Genomic DNA, 17103 nt, shown 5'->3' with positions numbered 1-17103 from the left:
ATCAGTCTGACTGCGTAATCTCTGGCGCGTAATACTTAGTACGCAATAAGCAATGCGTAATACGTAATAAGTAATACGCAGCCTCATTGCAATATCTGCGCACGCGGCCCATCGGCCACGATGCGCCCACCGTCGATGACGACGATGCGGTCCATATGGCGCAACAGCGCCGGGCTATGCGTGGCCACCACCAGGGTGCGGCCGCCGGCATAGCCGACCAGGCGCTCGATGATGCGGGCTTCGGTCTGCTGGTCGATGCCGGTGGTGGGCTCGTCCAGCAGCAGGATGCGCGGCGTGCAGGCGATCACCCGGGCCAGGGCCACCATCTGGCGCTGCCCCCCCGAGAGATTGCCGGGAGCCTTGATGAGCTGGTCCAGGCGCAGCTCGCCGCGCGCGATCAGGTCATCCAGCGAAGACACCGCCAGCGCTGCCTCATACACCTGCCCCGGCACGCGGTCGCCCACGAAGATATTGGCCGCCACCGTTCCATCGAAGAGGAAGGGTTCCTGCGGCTTGAAGCCGATGCAGCGCATGCGCACTTCTTCGGCATAGGCCGTCACGGCCACGCCATCGATGAGCACATGGCCCTCTTCAGCCTGGTGCAGTCCGGCCAGCGTGCGCAGCAGCGTGGACTTGCCCGAGCCTGAGCGGCCCACGATGCCGACCTTCTCGCCCGGCTGGATGGTCAGGGAAATGTTCCTGAGCGTGGGCGTTTCCTTCTTGTCCAGGTGCAGCAAGAGATTGCCGACTTGGATCAGGCCGCGCATGTCCTGGCGCAGCACATCGGCGGTGGGGCCTTGCTCGGGCTCCTCGAAAAGCTGGTCGAATTCGGCGCGGGCGCGGCGGAACATCTCGATGCGTCCCAGGAAGGCCGCCAGCGAGGACAGCACCGTGGCCGCCCGGCTGATGAGCAGCGAGCAGGCGATCAGCGCGCCCACGGTCAAGAGGTTGTCCTCCACCAGATAGACGCCCACCACGAGCGTGGCCACCGAGATGAGGGTGTAGCCCACCGAGGAGATGGCATAGCTGGTGTTCATCCAGAAACGGCTCTTGGCCTGGGCCACCGCATTGGCCGAGGCATCGGCCAGGAAGGCGCGCAGGAGACGATGTTGCAGCGGCGAGGTCTTGAGCGTTTCCATGCCATAGACGATGCTGGCCAGCTTGTCGACCTTGCCGGTGCCAGCCTTCATGGCGCTGTTGGCGTAGTCGTTGCCGGGCACCTTCAACAGCAATTGCAGGCCCACCAGCAAGCCACCGCCCACCAGCAGCACCCACACCATGTGACCGCCGATCAAGCCCAGCACCACCAGGTAGAGCAGCAGGAATGGCAGGTCCACCAGCAACAGCATGTAGTTGGAGGACATCAGGTCGCGCGCCGCCGAGAGGTCGCGATAGCGCGCCAGCACCACGCCCACCGGGGCCTGCACCCGGGCGGTGAGCATGCGGCGCGCCGAGACTTCATCGAACTCACTGTCCAGGCGGCCGGCCAGTTGCTCCGTGTAGTACACGCGGATGATGCGCAACACCAGCTCCAGCGCCACGAACAAGAGCATGCCCAGGGTCAGCGCCCACAGGGTTTCGGGAATGTGATTGCCGATCACCTTGTCGTAGATCAGCCGCGAATACAGCGGCATGAGCAGGCCCAGCACATTGACCACGATGCCGGCCACGATGATCTCGACGAAGCGGCTGCCATAGGCGCGCAACAGCGACAGGTAGCTGGGATCGGCGCGCAGGTCCTGCAGGACTTGCGGCTGGTCGATGTGGACCTGTTCGCTGGCGTTCATGGGCGGCTATGGCTATCCGTAGGGGAAAGGCTGCGCTTACGCGCCGCGCACGGCGGTGATTTCGCGGATGGCTTCGCGCATCTCCAGGCGCAGGTCCTTGACCATGGTCTGGCGGCCGGTGCGCATCTCGTCGATGACGGTCTGCCAGTTGATGTTCTGGCGCATCAGCGCTTCGGTGATGGAGGTCAGCGACTGCGGGATCGCGCCCAGGTTCTTGACGCGGTCGTTCTGGGTCGCCATGTGCTTGGCCAGGTCGATCTGCAACTGGCGCGCCGAGAGGGCATCGCGGGCCATGTTGCTGGAGTTCTCGCCGATGGTGTTGCCCAGCTCGTTCAGGCGCGCCGCCACGGTGGCCTGCAGTTCGCCCTGGTACTGGATGGCGCCCATCTCGTCGGCCAGGCGCACCGAGATCTGGTTCAGCAGCGCCGGCAGCTGCGCAATGTTCTGCGCATTCTTCTCGTTCATGTTGGCGATCTCGCCCTGCTGCGTCTGCAGCGAGGTCAGCGCCGAGGACAGCGCCAGCTGGCCGGCCTGGATGGTGGTGACGATCTGCGGCAGGACTTCGAAGGTGCGGTTGGCGATGTCGCCGTTGACCGAGAGACGCTCTTCCAGCGAAGACAGGCTGTCGGAGAGGTCGCGCGCCGAGGTGATCTTGGTATTGATCAACTGGCCGACGTTGCGGATCTCTTCCAGTGTCTGCTGTGCCGTTTCGTGCATGCGCGGACCGAAGGCCACCAGCTGGCGCAGGCTACGCGATTCTTCCATGCTGTCATTGAAGAGCTGGACGATGTTGTTCAAGCGGTCGTTCAGGCCTTCGAGCTTGATGCCGGCCTGCAGCGACGCTTCCGAGCTGTTGCGGGCGGCCATGATGGATTCGCGCTGCAGCACCATCAGGTCTTGCAGGAACTCGGCCAGGAAGGATTCGGACACGCCCTGGCGCTGGGTCGCAGCCGGGCCGCTCATGTCGTGCACGACGTGCTGCACCATGTCGCTGATGCATTCGCGGGCGCGGCTGACCAGCTTCTTGCTGGCCGCGCGCAGGGGCGTGAGGGTCAGGCCCAGGGCCAGCGAACCGATCAGGCCGAACATCGAGGCCGAGAACGCGGTGCCCATCGACGCCAGCGGCTTTTGCAGGTCGGCCACCAGGTGCATGAAGGAGGCATCCATGTCGCCGCCCGAACTGGCCTTGCCGAAGCCGTCGATCAGCGCGGCCGTGCTGACCAGGGTTTCCAGCAGGCCGATGAAGGTACCCAAGAGGCCCAGCGCGATCATGAAGCCGGTCAGGAATTGCGGGAACTCGGTCTTGGCGTCGAGGTGGGCGCGCAGGTCATGCAGCGAACCCTCGATGGTTTCCTGTTCGATACGGGAGGTCAGCCGGCCCTTGGTGCTGGCCACCGAGACCAGCACCTGGCCGATCTCGGTGCCTTCGAATTCAGGGGCCTTGACCAGGCTTTCCATGGATTCGCCAGCCTTGGTGCGCTCATAGAACTGCATCAGCTTGGCGTGTTCCCAGTTCACGCGCCAGAGGTTGTAGCCGATCAGCGCGATGCCGAACACCGCCACGGCGATGATGAACAGGTTCAGGAAGGGATTGATCTGGATCGCGTGCAGCACGAAGCCCCGGAACAGGAACGCGCCCAACAGCAGCAACAGCGTCGGAATGGCAGCGAGTGCATAGAATTGGCGAAGATTTTTCATACGTACGATGTTCCGGAGAAAAGGACGCGATGGAAATGAAATCGGAAATGGAGGTGGATGGTGCAGAAAACGTCAATGAGCCGCCGACGCAACGGCAGGCCAGACAAGCGCAAGCAGGCGACGATCATCGCGGCTCCCTCAGCGCGCCCTGACCGAAACGGGACAGTGGCGACATCAGGTACTGCCAGACCGTGCGGCGGCCGACGATGATGTCGGCGCTGGCGGTCATGCCGGGCATGAGGGCCAGCTTTTGCTGCAGTTCGTCATGACCGCGCTTGACCTCGATCTTGAGGCGATAGAAGCGCTCGCCACGCGGGCTGCCTTCGTCGGGAACGGTGTCGGCGCTGATCTCGGTGACCACGCCGTCCATGGCGCCGTAGACGCCATAGTCATAGGCCGAGACCTTGACCCGGGCGCGCGCACCGGTGACCAGCTCGGCGCGATCGGTGGGCGAGATCCTGGCTTCGATGACCAGCTTGTCATCGCTGGGGGTCATCTCGATGATGGGGTCGCCGGGACGCACCACACCGCCGATGGTATTGATCATCACGCGGTTGACCACGCCATCCATGGGCGCCTTGACCTCGGAGCGCGAGACGCGGTCATTGCGTGACTTGATCTCTTCCTGCAGCCGCGCCAGTTCAGTCTCGGCCGCAGTCAATTCGGTGCGGGCGTCGGAGCGGAAGCGCGAGGCCGCTTCGCCCTGCTTGGCCTGGGCTTCGGCGATGGCTGCGTTCAGGCGCGGGATCATGGCGTTGGTGGCGGCCAGCTTGCTCTGGGCGTCCTGCACGCGCGAGGCGGCCTGGATATCTTCCAGTTGCGAGGCGGCATTGCGCACCAGCATGTCGTGGATCAGCTTGTACTGGCGCTGCGCCAGTTCCAGTTCACTGGCCTGGCTCTTCTGGCGGCTGATCGCCTCACCTAGCTCGGCCTGGCGCTGCGCCGATTGCTCGCGCAGCACCGACATTTCCTGCATCAGCTTGGAAGAACGTGCCGCAAAGGCGGCCTGCTCGCTCTGCACGGCCGGGTCGCCGCGTTCCAGGTCATCGGGCATCTGCAGGCTGGAAGCGCCCGAGGCTTCGGCGCTCAGACGGGCGATCTTGGCGCGCAGGCCGAGGATCTTGACGCGCCCCTCGCCCAGGTCGGCGTTGGCGCGCACATCCGAAATCGAGATCAGGGTCTGGCCCTTCTTCACCGCTGCACCTTCGCGCACCAGGATGGCCGAGACGATGCCGCCCTCCAGGTGCTGGATGACCTGGTTGTGTTCGGAGGCAACGATGCGGCCACTGCCGCGCACCACCATGTCGATGGGGGCGAACACCGACCACAGCACCAGCAAGGCCAGCAGCACGGTCACGGCCAGCACCGCCAGGCGCGGGCGCGGCATGGTGGCCAGTTCGCCCAGGCGGCGGTCCAGGCGCGGCGCCAGGCGACGCATGAAGCCCTGGCCGCGGGCGCCTATCCCGGGGGTAGCGTTGGGCTTGAGCGAGAGTGTCATTTTGCACTGGCCTGGTATTGGACGACCACGCGCGAATCATCGGCCGCGCCGTTCTCGGAGGTGGCCACGCGGCTGACCACACGCTCCTTGTCCACGCCAGCGTCGATCAGGTAATTGCGCACCGCCACCGTGCGGTAATAGGCGCGGCGACGGCTTTCGCTGTAGGCGCCGCTGCCGATGACGCCGGTGATGACGATCTTGCCCTGGCTGGACTTGGCGCGCCGGACCCAGTCGCCGATGCTCTTGTCGAGGGCTTTGCCGCCCTCCTCGCTCAATTGGGTGGAATCGACGTCGAAGTTGAGGGTGACGGCCTTTTCATTGGCGTCGATGCGCAGACCAGGGGCCACTTCCTTGTCGCTGGGCTCGGCCTTGACCTGGATGGCGTTGGGGCTGGAGGGCGCGGCGGCGCTGCGCAGGCTGCCGGCGTCGGACTGCAGCGGCGGCGCTGCCAGCTTGGCCTTGAGGGTGGCCACTTCGCGCTTGAGCTGTTCGATCTCCTGCGCCTTCTCGCGCTCGCCCGGGGTCTCGGCGGCCTGGGTGCTGCTGCTCTCCGGGGTGGCCTGGGCGTCGGTCTGGCTGGCCTTCTGCGCGCCCACCACCTGCACATGGCCCTGCGAGATCAGCTTGCTGACCTTCATCTGCGCCAGTTTCTGCGAGTAGTAGAACAGCGTCACCACGAACACCACCACCACGAAGATCATCACCAGCACCACGTTGGACAGCGCATCCACGAAGCCGGGCCAGAAATTCTGCTCTTTTCCACTCTCCATCTTGCCCTCGCCTACTTCTCTGCCTGCGTCGGCGTGAGCACCGCTGCCGAAGCGCGGCCGGTGTTGCGCAGGATCTGGTAACTGATATCGGCCTGCTGGAACAGCAGGTTGGAGAAATCCACGCGCGCCTGGTAGGCCTGCTGGTAGGCGTCGAGCACATCGATCAACTGCTTGCTGCCCGCCGAGAGCTGATCGAGGAAGACGTCGGCCACATTGGCATTGGTCAGGTAGGCCTGGCGCGAGATGTCCATGCGCTTTCTCACCGCGCCCAGGGTGCGGTAGTTGATCTCGATCTGCTCACGCAATTTGCGTTCCAGGTCCAGCACGGTATTGCTCTTTTCCACGTACTTGGCGCCGGCCTGCTTGCTGTAATAGACGTCGGAACCACCATTGAGCAGGTTCATCGTCATCACCAGCATCAGGCGGCGGTCGGTGGACAGTTGCAGGCTGTTGGCGGTGGGGTTGGTGGTATCGATGGCGCCACCGGCCCCGCGGGTCTTGGTCTGGGTGAATTCCACGGCCAGCGTGGGCGAGAACTTGGCCCGCGCCGACTTCAGTTCCTGGTTGGCGGCCTCCACGTCCTGGCGCGCAGCGCGCACGCCGGGATTGGTGTCATAGATGTCCTTGAGGGCGAGCTTGGAGGTGTCCGGCACCGGCGGCATCATGTGGTCCGGCACTTCGAGCTGCTCGATCTTGCGGCCGGTGATCTGGTTCAGCGACACCATGGCGCTTTCCAGCGCGCCTTCGGCTTCGGCCACGGCGGCCTGGGCAGTCAGCGAGCGTCCGCGCACCCGTTCGAAATCGATGCGGCTGGCGCCGCCGCCTTCAAGACGCTTGCGCATGTATTCCAGCAAGGCGTTCATGCGCTGGGCATAGCTGCGCGAGAACGATAGCGTGGCATAGGCGCGCATGACGTCGTAATAGGACTTGATGGCGGTGTAGTAGAGGGTCTCGCGGGCGTCTTCGCGGCGCAGGTCGGCCGCGTCGGCCAGGGAACTGGCCTTGCGGTAGTCGAAGTAGGAGCCCGGTGCAAAGACCGGCTGGCGGCCGATCACCGTGACATCCCAGCGTTTGTGGTCGGACGCGCGCCGGACCAGGCCGGTATTGGGATCGATCACCGAGGACGGCGAGGAATACTCCTGCCCCTTCTGCGCCCGCACGTCCAGGGTCGGCCCCATCTGCCCGGCGGTGGCGCGGGCGGCGTAGCGCGCCTGGTCGGCCTGGGCCGAGGTGGCGGCGTAGCTGTAGCTGTTGTTGACGGCCAGGTCCAGCACCTGGCTCAGGGTCAGGTCATTGACCGGCGCGCCTTCAGGCACCACGCTGATCTGCGGCAACACGATGGCATTGCCCGAGAACTCGGGATCGGCCTGGCGCAGCAGTTGAAGGATCTCGTCCTGCGGCGACCCCATGGCGGATTCGCCCGGCAAGGCCGGCAATTTGAAATCGCCGACGGCGGCGCCGCCCGGGTCGGCGCCCAGGCGAATCTGCGGCGGACTGTCCAGCGGTGCGGCCGACGCCGGTGAGACCACCTGCGTCGGCGCTGGCGGCTCGGTGAAGGCTGGCGGCGTATCCGCTGCACTCACCATCTGATGCGTGGCCAATCCCAGTGAAACCCCAATGAGGAAACGCTTGCTTTTTACTTTCATCAACACCATCGGCCGGCGTCACGCCAGCCACCCCTACCCCAACCTTCACCCAAGGAAAGACCGGTGGCACCCACGCCACCGATCCGGTCATCCAGCTAGCCAAACCCATATTCTTTTTCTTTGCGGGCGATACCTGCGGGGTATCCTGGGAGTATGAAAACTTACCATCTTGGCAAGGTCATTCTACCATCGGCACATGGCAGCAGAATTACAAAAGTTCCAAAAACTCGTTTGTTTTCAATTGACTTGATCAAAATTAAGACTCTGATTATGGTCAGCAAGTTGAACTCCCGCCATCGGGAAATGCCGCATTTCCACGAAAACACACATAAACGCACAAAAAAGCATAAAAAAATGCGGTTGAAAAACCACAGGACCCGCCCTATATCCTGCCCACCGGCAATTGTCTTTGCCTATTTCCACGATCCATTTCTTCAATAAGGACCTCAACATGGCAACCGAAAAACAGACCATGGGCTTCCAGGCCGAAGTCAAGCAACTGTTGCAACTGATGATCCACTCGCTGTACTCGAACAAGGAAATCTTCCTGCGCGAGCTGGTCTCCAATGCCTCCGACGCGGCCGACAAGCTGCGTTTCGAAGCGATCAACAACGCCAGCCTGTTCGAGGACGACCCGGAACTGAAGATCAGGATCAGCTTCGACAAGGCCGCCCGCACCATCACCATCTCCGACAACGGCATCGGCATGAACCGCGAGGAAGCCATCTCGCACCTGGGCACCATCGCCAAGTCGGGCACCAAGGAATTCTTCTCGCGCCTGTCCGGCGACCAGCAGAAGGACGCCGCCCTGATCGGCCAGTTCGGCGTGGGCTTCTATTCCGGCTTCATCATCGCCGACCGCATCACGGTCGAGACGCGCCGTGCCGGCACCCCGGCTTCCGAAGGCGTGCGCTGGGAGTCCGAAGGCGCGGGCGACTTCTCGATCGAACAGATCGACAAGCCGCGCCGGGGCACCGACATCATCCTGCACCTGCGTGAAGGTGAAGATGAGTTCCTCTCTTCCTGGCAGCTCAAGTCCATCATCCGCAAGTATTCCGACCACATCTCGCTGCCCATCCAGATGAACAAGGAAGAGTGGGATGAAGAGAAGAAGGAAACCGTCCAGAAGGACGAGCTGGAAACGGTCAACCAGGCCAGCGCCCTGTGGACCCGCAGCAAGTCCGAGATCACTCCGGAGCAATACGAAGAGTTCTACAAGCACGTCTCGCACGACTTCGGCGCGCCGCTGGCCTACACCCACAACCGCGTGGAAGGCCGCAGCGAATACACCCAGCTGCTCTATATCCCGGCGCGCGCCCCCTTCGACCTGTGGGACCGCAACAAGCGCGGCGGCATCAAGCTCTACGTCAAGCGCGTGTTCATCATGGATGACGCCGAGCAGCTGATGCCGGTGTACCTGCGCTTCGTCAAGGGTGTGATCGATTCGGCCGACCTGCCGCTGAACGTCTCGCGCGAGATCCTGCAGGAGTCGCGCGACGTGCGCGCCATCCGTGACGGCTCGGCCAAGCGCGTGCTGAGCCTGCTGGAAGAACTGGCCAACAGCGACGAGCAGGCGCAGAAGGACAAGTACAGCACCTTCTGGACCGAATTCGGCCAGGTACTCAAGGAAGGCGTGGGCGAAGATGCAGCCAACAAGGAGCGCATCGCCAAGCTGCTGCGCTTTGCCTCCACCCACAACGACAGCGACGTGCAGAACGTCTCGCTGGCCGACTACGTGGGCCGCATGAAGGAAGGCCAGGACAAGATCTACTACGTCACCGCCGAGACCTGGCAAGCCGCCAAGAACAGCCCGCACCTGGAAATCTTCCGCAAGAAGGGCGTGGAAGTGCTGCTGCTGACCGATCGCGTGGACGAATGGATGCTGTCCTTCCTGACCGACTTCGACGGCAAGGAACTGGCCTCGGTGGCCAAGGGCGGCCTGGACCTGGGCAAGCTGGAAAACGAAGACGAAAAGAAGCAGCACGAAGAGACCCAGGCCGAGTACAAGGATCTGGTCGAGAAGATGAAGACCGCCCTGGCCGACAAGGCCAAGGAAGTGCGCGTGACCTTCCGGCTGACCGACTCCCCGGCCTGCCTGGTGGCCGACGAGAATGAACTCTCGGGCAACCTGGTGCGCATGTTGAAGGCCGCCGGCCAGGCCGCGCCGGAATCCAAGCCGACCCTGGAAATCAACCCGGACCACCCGCTGGTGCAACGTCTGAAGTATGAAGAAGCCCGCTTCGACGACTGGTCGCACATCCTGTACGACCAGGCCCTGCTGGCCGAGGGTGGCGCGTTGGCTGATCCGGCCAGCTTCGTCAAGCGCCTCAACGACATGCTGCTGGCCATGGCCGCCAAGTAAGCAAGCAGGCAAGCAAGCTTGCCGGCCCCGATCACGGGCCGGGAACGATGACGCCGCCTTCCGGTCCAGCCGGAAGGCGGTATTTTTTTGCCGGCTTGCCTGGCCTGCCTCTCATCGATAACATCGGATCCTCTGCTTACCCGCCCGCTCCATGGAACTGCACTTCATCAATCCACGCAAGAACGCCCTGGTCTACCTGATCAAGATCCTCTCGGGCTGCCTGATCCTCTGGTATGGCCTGCGCGCGGTGGGCATTGCCGAGCCCTACTGGGCGATGATCTCGCTGATCATCGTCACCGAGCCGGACATGACGGTGGCCAAGGCCAACTTCCGCGCGCGCCTGATCAATACCCTGTCCGGCTGCATCGTGTCCTGCATCGCGCTGGTCCTGTTCGGCCCAACCTTCCTGGCCATGCTGGCGGCGCTCACCGCAGCGGTGGTGGTGGCCATGCTGCTGCAGAACTATCCCAGCAACTGGCGACTGGGGCCGGCCACGGTGGTGATCCTGCTATCGGCGGCCTTCAGCGGACAAGGCCTCAACGAGGAGCTGCATCTGGCGCTGATGCGGGTGGGTGAAGTCATCGTGGGCAGCACGGTGGCGCTGTTGCAGACGGTGGTCTATATCTGGCTGGTCAAGCGCAAGGAGGCTGACGATGGTCCCGCTGCCGGCGCCTGAATCGCCGCTGCTGCGCGGTCCGCGCGTGCTGCTGCGGCGCTGGCGGGCGTCGGATCGCGCGCCGATGGCGGCCATCAATGCCGATGCGCAGGTCATGCAACATTTCCCGGCGCCGTTGTCGCGCCAGGAAAGCGATGTCCTGATCGACCGGATAGAGGCGCATTTTGCCCAGCACGGCTTCGGCGCCTGGGCGCTGGAAATCCCCGGCGTGACCGAATTCGCAGGCCTGGTGGGCCTGATGCGGGTAGCGTTTGCCGCTCCCTTCACGCCGGCCGTGGAAATCGGCTGGCGCCTGGCGCCCGCCTGCTGGGACCAGGGCTATGCCAGTGAAGCAGCGCGCTGTGCACTGCGCTATGGCTTCGAGACGCTGGAACTGGCGCAGATCGTCTCCTTCACCGTACCGGAGAACCAGCGCTCGCTGGCCGTGATGCAGCGGCTGGGCATGCAATGCGATGTGCGCGAGGACTTCCTCCATCCGCGCCTGCCGCCGGGCCATCGGCTGCGCCTGCACCGGCTCTACCGGATCGAACGCCAGCAGTGGCTGGCGCAGAACAGGCCAGCCGGCTGAGAACGAAAAAAGGCAGGACCGCAGTCCTGCCTTTTTTGCTGCTGCGACCAGCGTAGCGGCGCGTGGTCTTAGTGCGTCACGCGGGTGGTACGGCCGTTGGACAGCAGGCGCACGCGCTCGCCCACGCGGAAGGGTTCGTCGGCATCCTGGGTGATGGCGCGCAGTTCGCCGTTATCCAGGCGCACGGTGATTTCCAGGCCGGGACGGTTGCTCAGGTGCGCTTCGGCCTGGTTGCCCAGCACGCCGCCGGCCAGTGCGCCGACGATGCCCGCCGCCAGGGCGCCATTGCCGCCACCGATATTGGAGCCTGCGGCGATACCGCCCAGCGCCGCGCCGCCCAGGGTGCCGACGCCGGACGAGCCCTTGTCGATGGTCACGTTACGGATCGACTCGACCACGCCCATGCGCACCGTCTGCTCGCCCTGTGCTTGGCGGGTGTTGTAGACGCTGGCCGAATTGGGGGTCACGGCGCAGCCGGCCACCAGGGAGCCCAGGGCTGCGATCACAAGCAATTTCTTCATAACAAAAATACTCCGACTGAATTAGTAGCCCGGCTTCGGGCGGCGTGGCATCCGGCAGGTGCGCACGGATGTGCAATGTTCGCGCATTTTCCGTTTGCGCCAACAATTTCTTACATCTTAATACAAAGATGCAGTTTTCCGCCTCAATAGGCGATGCGCCAGCGGCGGTACAGGAAGGCCAGCACGAACAGCGGGCCGATCAGCAAAAAGCGCAGGTCCTCGAAGAAGGAAGGTTTGCGCCCCTCTATCCGGTGGCCGATGAACTGCCCTACCCAGGCCAGCACGAAGATCGCCGCCGACACCGGCAGCACCGCCCCGGCAGGCAAGCGCGCCAGGAACACCAGCATCAGCGCCGCCATGGCCAGCATGCCTACCGCGAAAGGCGGCGACAGGCGCAGATAATAGGCCAGCGCCGCCGCTGCGACCACCAGCGCCACGGCCGGAGAAAGGCTCCAGCACAACCCCAGCAGCGACAACACGATGGCCGGCACGCAGATGCAGTGGATGCGCTCATTCATGGGATGGCGGTGACTCTGGGCATAGCGCGCCAGCAGCACATCGACGGGACGTTCGGAACGGGAAGAATGCATGCTGGCCTCCGCGGCGGGTCGGGGATCGAGGATCGAGGATCAAGGATCGGGGTTCAAGCTTGGCATGGCGGGCCGCCGCGCTCAACGGCCGCCGGAGACATCGATGAAGGTGCCGGTCGCATAGGAAGCCTCTTCGGAGAGCAGCCACAGGATGGCGTTGGCCACCTCGGCGGCGCTTCCTCCGCGCTTCATCGGCACGGCGTCCTTGAGCCTGTCCACTCGCCCGGCTTCGCCGCCGCTGGCGTGGATGTCGGTATAGATCAGACCGGGACGCACCGCATTGACACGGATGCCTTCGGCGGCCACTTCCTTGGCCAGGCCAATGGTGAAGGCATCGATGGCCCCCTTGGAGGCGGCGTAGTCCACATACTCCCCGGGCCCACCCAGCTTGGCCGCCATCGAAGACAGGTTGACGATGGCCCCACCCTGACCACCATGGCGGGTGGACATGCGCTTGACCGCTTCGCGGGCGCACAAGAGGCTGCCGGTCACGTTGGCGATGAGCACGCGATTGATGCGTTCGGCGCTCATGTCCTCCAGGCGCGACTGATGGTCCAGCACGCCGGCGTTATTGACCAGGGCGGTCACGCGCCCCAGTTCGCCATCGACGGTGGCGAAGAGCTGCAACACATCTTCCTCACGGGCCACGTCACCGCCCACTGCGATGGCCCGGCCACCGGCGGCCTGGATCTGGGCGACCACCGCGTCGGCGGCGGCGCGGTTGGTCACATAGTTCACTGCGACCGCATAGCCGCGCTGCCCGGCCAGGAGCGCGGTGGCCGCGCCGATGCCACGGCTGCCGCCTGTGACGAGGATGACTTTATCTGCCATGTTCATGTCTCCCTGAACTGAAAAATCGGAAATGCCTGCGACGCTGCGGACACGATCGCCTGCGAGCTTCGCTGACGCATACGCTACTTACGCTAAGATGTGCATTTTGCCGCAAGCACGCGCCCCGTGCAGCCGCCGCGCCATTGTGCCTGGCGGGGGACGGCGCGCGTGCTTGCTGAAATTCTTTTCATCCTCTCCGGCATCATGGCTGCACGCAAACCCATTCCTTCGTCCTCATCCGATCCGGCCTCGCCGCTGGCCTTCACGGCCAGCGATCCCTTGCTGGCGAGCTTTCCCCCGGTGGTGGCGCGCGATACGCGTACCCTGATCCTGGGCAGCCTGCCGGGCGTGGCGTCGTTGCAGATGCGCCAGTATTATGGGCATCCGCGCAATGCGTTCTGGAAGCTGGTCGGCGAGGTGCTCGGCGCGGACCTTTACGCAATGGACTACCCGACGCGCCTGCAAACCCTGCTGGCGCATCGCGTCGGTCTATGGGACGTGATTGCCCAGGCGCGCCGCATCGGCAGCCTGGACAGCGATATCCGGGATCATTCACAGAACGACCTGCAGACGCTGCTGGCCCAGTTACCCGCCCTGGAAACGATCGCCTTCAATGGCGGCACGGCTGGGAAGATCGGCCTGCAAGCGCTGGGCGAACAGGCCGGGTGCTATCGCATCCTGCTGCTGCCCTCCAGCAGCCCGGCCTATGCCGCCCTCTCCTATGCCCAGAAACTGGCTAGCTGGCGGCAGCTCGCCGATCCGGCCGGTGGCCTGTGCGAGACTACTTCCGGAAAAACAGATAATCGTAGAACTCCCCCGACAAGCCGCCGTTGAAGATCAGGTATTGCAGCGCCTTGGCAAAGAAGACGATGGCGGCAAACACCAGGGCAAGCTTCAGGCAGAGGATGAGGTTCTTGAGCATGATGGCCGCAGTGTAATGGAGTGCGGCCCGGCTGGGCGCGCTTTGTGTCGGCAAGCGCATAAAAAAACCGCCCGATGCACGGGCGGTTGAGCCGCTGGGGTGACCAGGGTTGCAGCCGCATCGGCGGCAAGGCCGGCCTCAGAAGGCTGGCACCAGCGAGCCCTTGAACTCGGTCTCGATGAACTTGCGCACCTCCTCGGAGTGGTAGGCCTGCACTAGCTTACGGACCCAGGGGCGATCCTTGTCTTCGGCGCGGGTGGCGATGATGTTGGCATAACGCCCGCGCGGGTCTTCCACGGCAATGGTGTCTTTCTGCAGAGACAGGCCAGCCTTGAAGGCATAGTCATTGTTGATCGATGCGGCCGCCAGATCATCCAGCGAACGCGGCAGCTGCGCCGCGTCCAGTTCCACCAGCTTGAGCTTGCGCGGATTCTCGATCACGTCCAGCGGCGTCGCGTTCACGCCATTCTCGCCTACTCCGGGCTTGAGCCGAATCAGGCCGGCTTTCTGCAACAGCAGCAGGGCGCGATTGCCATTGGAGGGATCATTCTGGATGCCGATGGCGGCACCCTGCGGCAGCTGTTCGACCGAACGGAACTTGCGCGAATAAATGCCCAGCGGCGCAGTGATGGTCAGTCCGACCGGCACGATGCGATAGCCGCGCGCGGCGATCTGGCTTTCCAGATATGGACGGTGCTGGAAGGCGTTGGCGTCGAGGTCGCCTGCCGCCAGCGCGGCATTGGGCTGCAGGTAGTCGCTGAAGACCACGGTCTGGATCTCCAGGCCGTCGCGGGCGGCCACCTTCTTGACGACGTCGAAGATGGCTTCGGCGCTGCCGACCGAGATGCCGACCTTGATCTTCTGCTTGTCCTGCGCCTGTCCAAGCTGCGGGACCAGGGCCAGAGACAGCGCGCCGATGGCGGCAAGGCGCTTGATATTCTTGAAGCAGGAAGCGAAATGCATGGGAACTCCGGGAATGATGAACCACGCATGCTCACACGATGACGCTGCCGAATGAAGGAATGAATCCGCATGTCCATATGCACAAAGTGCGTTGCTCCGCTGACCGGGGCTAGGCAAGGTATCATTCGGCATCCACAGGTTGCCCCCTCCTCGTGCGCCTGGCCAGATTCATCCACATCATGCTCATCCGAAGAAAATCCATCGAAGCCCAGGCCAATACCAAGGCCGGCCCCAACCGTCGCCGCCAACAGCTGGAAGCCGACGCCAGCAAGCCGCGCAAGATCAAGTACGCCCCCGTGACCCTGTCCGAACTGGAGGGGGTACGCTATCTCCACTTCGGCACCGAGTGGGTGCAGGGCGCCATGCGCATCCGCAAGCCGGACTGGATCGAACTCGAGTACGCCCAGCAGATGATGGCCTGGATGCTGTTCAACCGCGATCCGCGCCACATCGTGCAACTGGGCCTGGGAACGGGTGCCCTGACCAAGTTCAGCTATCGGCAGTTCCCCCAGGCGCAGGTGACGGCGGTGGAGTTGAATCCGGCCGTGATCACCATCTGCCATAGCATGTTCAAGCTGCCCGAGCCGGATGAGCGCCTGATGATCCTGGAGAGCGACGCCATGGACTTCATCGTGCATGCCGCCAGCCACGGCATCATCGATGCGCTGCAGGTGGATCTTTACGACGCCACGGCGCGCGGGCCGGTGCTGGATACGCCCGAGTTCTACCAGGCCTGCTACGACAGCCTGGCTGCGGGTGGCGTGATGACGGTGAACCTGTTTGGCGATCATCCCAGCTATGCCAAGAATCTGCGCGCCATGGAGCATGCCTTCGACACCGTGGTCTCGCTGCCAGAAGTCCATGACGGCAATGTCGTGGCGCTGGCCTTCAAGGGCGAGGTGCAGTTCGATTTCCCAGAGCTGTACGCGCGTGCGGCGCTCATCGAGACCCAGACCAAGTTGCCCGCCAAGTCGTGGGTGAACGGGATCAAGTCGGCGTTGCAGTAAGACCGCTGTTCACGCCGCGAGGACGGGGATGACAGTGAGGGAAACGCGCCACAGCCGGGGCGCGGCGGAGGGTAGTAAGCGGGGGCGGATAAAATATTTTCATATTTTGTTCACAAAATGCTTGCACTACCCCTGACCCCCACCTATAATGCGCTCTCTCTTGCAGCACACAGCAACAACGAGTGCAGCAACGGGGCGTTAGCTCAGCTGGTAGAGCAGCGGACTCTTAATCCGTAGGTCCACAGTTCGAATCTGTGACGCCCCACCAAATTTCCAAAAGGCCTCCTCAATAGAGGCCTTTTTATATTCCCGGTCATCCTGCCTCTGGCGGGATCGGCGAACGGGGCGTTAGCTCAGCTGGTAGAGCAGCGGACTCTTAATCCGTAGGTCCACAGTTCGAATCTGTGACGCCCCACCAATATCAGAAAAGCACCACGATCGCTCGTGGTGCTTTTTTCATTTCTGCCGCCTGCAACCGCGGCCTAACCTTGTTCGGACTCCCCCTCCCCACCCTCCTTGGCAGGTGCCTGTTCCTTGGCGGGCGCCTCATTGAGAAAATCCTTCTGCTTGCGAGGACGGCCCACCGGCAGCTTGCGCTGCCGACCGGGACGGACCCGCACTTCCTCGGGAACGGCAAAGAAGTCACGCTTCTTGCGGCTGGCCCTGACCATGTCGGCCATGCCGGCCAGCAGTTGTGTCAGCGCGCTGCGCGTGGCCTTGTCGACGCTGCGGTAGCAGGCGATGAGCTGGCTCTCCTCAGGGCTGGGCGTGGCGCCGCGCACACCCGTCAACACATAGGTGACATCAATGCCGATCGCATCCAGGCCGTGCAGATAGTAGGCGTCGGGGGCAGTTTCGCCAATTTCGTACTTGATCTGAGTGCGCGCGGTGATATCGAGATTATCGGCGATGGATTTCTGGGTGTGGCCGCAGCGGCTGCGCTCTTTGGCCAACCTATCACCAAGTGTTGTCAAATATTCGCTTTTATTCGATGACATATGAAAAGGACCTCTCCTAGGATATTGCTTTTGGACCAACAAGCCAGGAGACATCTTATGGCAGCGACGCAACAATCCGAACGCAAGCCCGCAAATGGAACATCCCGTCTGGTTAATTTTCGACTTACACCGGCGGAATTCGAAGAAGCAGAACACTTTGCGAGACAAAGTTACCGCTCAAAGGCACTTTTCTTACGCCTCATGTATTTGAGAGGATTGCAGGCCTACCAGCGGGATCTGGAAGAAGAGGAATAAGCCGCGCGGTC

At 63.3% G+C, this 17103-nt stretch carries 17 protein-coding genes and 2 tRNA genes; 8 read left to right on the top strand and 11 right to left on the bottom strand.

What is annotated here, in order from left to right; translation table 11 throughout:
- Positions 1–83: 83 nt before the first annotated feature.
- The 5 genes from ACP92_RS08980 to ACP92_RS08960 all read right to left on the bottom strand — a co-directional run bounded on the left by ACP92_RS08980 (position 84) and on the right by ACP92_RS08960 (position 7408).
- Positions 84–1787, bottom strand: coding sequence for a peptidase domain-containing ABC transporter (locus tag ACP92_RS08980; protein ID WP_013233809.1), 1704 nt, complete (start codon positions 1785–1787; stop codon positions 84–86).
- A 36-nt stretch (positions 1788–1823) separates the two neighbouring features.
- Positions 1824–3485 (bottom strand): hypothetical protein, encoded by a 1662-nt coding sequence (locus ACP92_RS08975; RefSeq protein WP_013233808.1) that lies wholly within the window; start codon positions 3483–3485, stop codon positions 1824–1826.
- A gap of 124 nt (positions 3486–3609) precedes the next feature.
- A complete protein-coding gene (locus tag ACP92_RS08970) occupies positions 3610–4983 on the bottom strand; it encodes an HlyD family type I secretion periplasmic adaptor subunit (RefSeq protein ID WP_013233807.1) in 1374 nt (457 codons plus the stop codon).
- Entirely contained in the window at positions 4980–5753 is a 774-nt protein-coding gene (locus ACP92_RS08965; protein WP_013233806.1) for an OmpA family protein, read from the bottom strand. The genes ACP92_RS08970 and ACP92_RS08965 overlap by 4 nt, the downstream gene beginning before the upstream one ends.
- A gap of 11 nt (positions 5754–5764) precedes the next feature.
- Entirely contained in the window at positions 5765–7408 is a 1644-nt protein-coding gene (locus tag ACP92_RS08960) for a TolC family protein (RefSeq protein WP_013233805.1), read from the bottom strand.
- 442 nt (positions 7409–7850) lie between these two features.
- On the opposite strand from ACP92_RS08960, the gene htpG reads away from it, so the two are divergent.
- The 3 genes from htpG to ACP92_RS08945 all read left to right on the top strand — a co-directional run bounded on the left by htpG (position 7851) and on the right by ACP92_RS08945 (position 11005).
- Positions 7851–9761 (top strand): molecular chaperone HtpG, encoded by a 1911-nt coding sequence (gene htpG, locus ACP92_RS08955; RefSeq protein WP_013233804.1) that lies wholly within the window; start codon positions 7851–7853, stop codon positions 9759–9761.
- A gap of 151 nt (positions 9762–9912) precedes the next feature.
- Positions 9913–10437, top strand: coding sequence for an FUSC family protein (locus ACP92_RS08950; protein ID WP_013233803.1), 525 nt, complete (start codon positions 9913–9915; stop codon positions 10435–10437).
- Complete coding sequence (locus ACP92_RS08945; RefSeq protein WP_013233802.1) at positions 10415–11005, top strand: GNAT family N-acetyltransferase; 591 nt, start codon at positions 10415–10417, stop codon at positions 11003–11005. Before ACP92_RS08950 ends, ACP92_RS08945 begins: the two co-directional genes overlap by 23 nt.
- Before the next feature lie 68 nt (positions 11006–11073).
- Here ACP92_RS08945 and ACP92_RS08940 read toward each other — a convergent pair whose 3' ends face one another.
- The 3 genes from ACP92_RS08940 to ACP92_RS08930 form a co-directional block, all read right to left on the bottom strand.
- Positions 11074–11526 carry an outer membrane lipoprotein gene (locus ACP92_RS08940; protein ID WP_041310500.1) on the bottom strand — a complete coding sequence of 151 codons (453 nt, stop codon included), beginning with the start codon at positions 11524–11526 and terminating at the stop codon, positions 11074–11076.
- 143 nt (positions 11527–11669) lie between these two features.
- Complete coding sequence (locus tag ACP92_RS08935; RefSeq protein WP_013233800.1) at positions 11670–12116, bottom strand: Mpo1 family 2-hydroxy fatty acid dioxygenase; 447 nt, start codon at positions 12114–12116, stop codon at positions 11670–11672.
- Positions 12117–12197: 81 nt separating this feature from the next.
- Positions 12198–12947, bottom strand: a complete 750-nt coding sequence (locus tag ACP92_RS08930; RefSeq protein ID WP_041311708.1) for an SDR family oxidoreductase — start codon at positions 12945–12947, stop codon at positions 12198–12200.
- 279 nt (positions 12948–13226) lie between these two features.
- On the opposite strand from ACP92_RS08930, the gene ACP92_RS08925 reads away from it, so the two are divergent.
- Positions 13227–13781: a DNA-deoxyinosine glycosylase gene (locus tag ACP92_RS08925; RefSeq protein WP_013233798.1), complete on the top strand. Its 555-nt coding sequence runs from the start codon at positions 13227–13229 to the stop codon at positions 13779–13781.
- Here ACP92_RS08925 and ACP92_RS24840 read toward each other — a convergent pair.
- Together ACP92_RS24840 and ACP92_RS08920 are read right to left on the bottom strand one after the other, a co-directional pair.
- Positions 13729–13869 carry a hypothetical protein gene (locus ACP92_RS24840; RefSeq protein WP_167578384.1) on the bottom strand — a complete coding sequence of 47 codons (141 nt, stop codon included), beginning with the start codon at positions 13867–13869 and terminating at the stop codon, positions 13729–13731. The two genes, ACP92_RS08925 and ACP92_RS24840, sit on opposite strands and share 53 nt — an antisense overlap.
- A 138-nt stretch (positions 13870–14007) precedes the next feature.
- Positions 14008–14832, bottom strand: coding sequence for a MetQ/NlpA family ABC transporter substrate-binding protein (locus ACP92_RS08920; protein ID WP_013233797.1), 825 nt, complete (start codon positions 14830–14832; stop codon positions 14008–14010).
- A 179-nt stretch (positions 14833–15011) separates the two neighbouring features.
- Between ACP92_RS08920 and ACP92_RS08915 the strand changes: the two genes are divergently transcribed.
- From ACP92_RS08915 to ACP92_RS08905, 3 genes are all read left to right on the top strand, one after another.
- A complete protein-coding gene (locus ACP92_RS08915) occupies positions 15012–15839 on the top strand; it encodes a class I SAM-dependent methyltransferase (protein ID WP_013233796.1) in 828 nt (275 codons plus the stop codon).
- A 192-nt stretch (positions 15840–16031) separates the two neighbouring features.
- Positions 16032–16107 (top strand) — tRNA-Lys (locus tag ACP92_RS08910).
- Between the two features lie 74 nt (positions 16108–16181).
- Positions 16182–16257, top strand: a tRNA-Lys gene (locus ACP92_RS08905).
- A 64-nt stretch (positions 16258–16321) separates the two neighbouring features.
- Here ACP92_RS08905 and ACP92_RS08900 read toward each other — a convergent pair.
- Entirely contained in the window at positions 16322–16837 is a 516-nt protein-coding gene (locus ACP92_RS08900; RefSeq protein ID WP_013233795.1) for a helix-turn-helix domain-containing protein, read from the bottom strand.
- 57 nt (positions 16838–16894) lie between these two features.
- Between ACP92_RS08900 and ACP92_RS24255 the strand changes: the two genes are divergently transcribed.
- Positions 16895–17092 carry a hypothetical protein gene (locus ACP92_RS24255; RefSeq protein WP_081441894.1) on the top strand — a complete coding sequence of 66 codons (198 nt, stop codon included), beginning with the start codon at positions 16895–16897 and terminating at the stop codon, positions 17090–17092.
- The last annotated feature ends 11 nt before the right edge of the window (positions 17093–17103 follow it).

It is taken from the genome of Herbaspirillum seropedicae (assembly GCF_001040945.1).
In the GTDB taxonomy this organism is placed as follows: domain Bacteria; phylum Pseudomonadota; class Gammaproteobacteria; order Burkholderiales; family Burkholderiaceae_D; genus Herbaspirillum; species Herbaspirillum seropedicae.
This window is presented reverse-complemented; position numbering and strand designations above follow the sequence as displayed.

Excerpts from the sequence above, each read along its gene's own strand:
- ACP92_RS08980 (WP_013233809.1), bottom strand. The coding sequence starts at position 1,787 with ATGAACGCCAGCGAACAGGTCCACATCGACCAGCCGCAAGTCCTGCAG.
- ACP92_RS08975 (WP_013233808.1), bottom strand. The coding sequence starts at position 3,485 with ATGAAAAATCTTCGCCAATTCTATGCACTCGCTGCCATTCCGACGCTG.
- ACP92_RS08970 (WP_013233807.1), bottom strand. The coding sequence starts at position 4,983 with ATGACACTCTCGCTCAAGCCCAACGCTACCCCCGGGATAGGCGCCCGC.
- ACP92_RS08965 (WP_013233806.1), bottom strand. The coding sequence starts at position 5,753 with ATGGAGAGTGGAAAAGAGCAGAATTTCTGGCCCGGCTTCGTGGATGCG.
- ACP92_RS08960 (WP_013233805.1), bottom strand. The coding sequence starts at position 7,408 with ATGGTGTTGATGAAAGTAAAAAGCAAGCGTTTCCTCATTGGGGTTTCA.
- htpG (WP_013233804.1), top strand. The coding sequence starts at position 7,851 with ATGGCAACCGAAAAACAGACCATGGGCTTCCAGGCCGAAGTCAAGCAA.
- ACP92_RS08950 (WP_013233803.1), top strand. The coding sequence starts at position 9,913 with ATGGAACTGCACTTCATCAATCCACGCAAGAACGCCCTGGTCTACCTG.
- ACP92_RS08945 (WP_013233802.1), top strand. The coding sequence starts at position 10,415 with ATGGTCCCGCTGCCGGCGCCTGAATCGCCGCTGCTGCGCGGTCCGCGC.
- ACP92_RS08940 (WP_041310500.1), bottom strand. The coding sequence starts at position 11,526 with ATGAAGAAATTGCTTGTGATCGCAGCCCTGGGCTCCCTGGTGGCCGGC.
- ACP92_RS08935 (WP_013233800.1), bottom strand. The coding sequence starts at position 12,116 with ATGCATTCTTCCCGTTCCGAACGTCCCGTCGATGTGCTGCTGGCGCGC.
- ACP92_RS08930 (WP_041311708.1), bottom strand. The coding sequence starts at position 12,947 with ATGGCAGATAAAGTCATCCTCGTCACAGGCGGCAGCCGTGGCATCGGC.
- ACP92_RS24840 (WP_167578384.1), bottom strand. The coding sequence starts at position 13,869 with ATGCTCAAGAACCTCATCCTCTGCCTGAAGCTTGCCCTGGTGTTTGCC.
- ACP92_RS08920 (WP_013233797.1), bottom strand. The coding sequence starts at position 14,832 with ATGCATTTCGCTTCCTGCTTCAAGAATATCAAGCGCCTTGCCGCCATC.
- ACP92_RS08915 (WP_013233796.1), top strand. The coding sequence starts at position 15,012 with ATGCTCATCCGAAGAAAATCCATCGAAGCCCAGGCCAATACCAAGGCC.
- ACP92_RS08900 (WP_013233795.1), bottom strand. The coding sequence starts at position 16,837 with ATGTCATCGAATAAAAGCGAATATTTGACAACACTTGGTGATAGGTTG.
- ACP92_RS24255 (WP_081441894.1), top strand. The coding sequence starts at position 16,895 with ATGGCAGCGACGCAACAATCCGAACGCAAGCCCGCAAATGGAACATCC.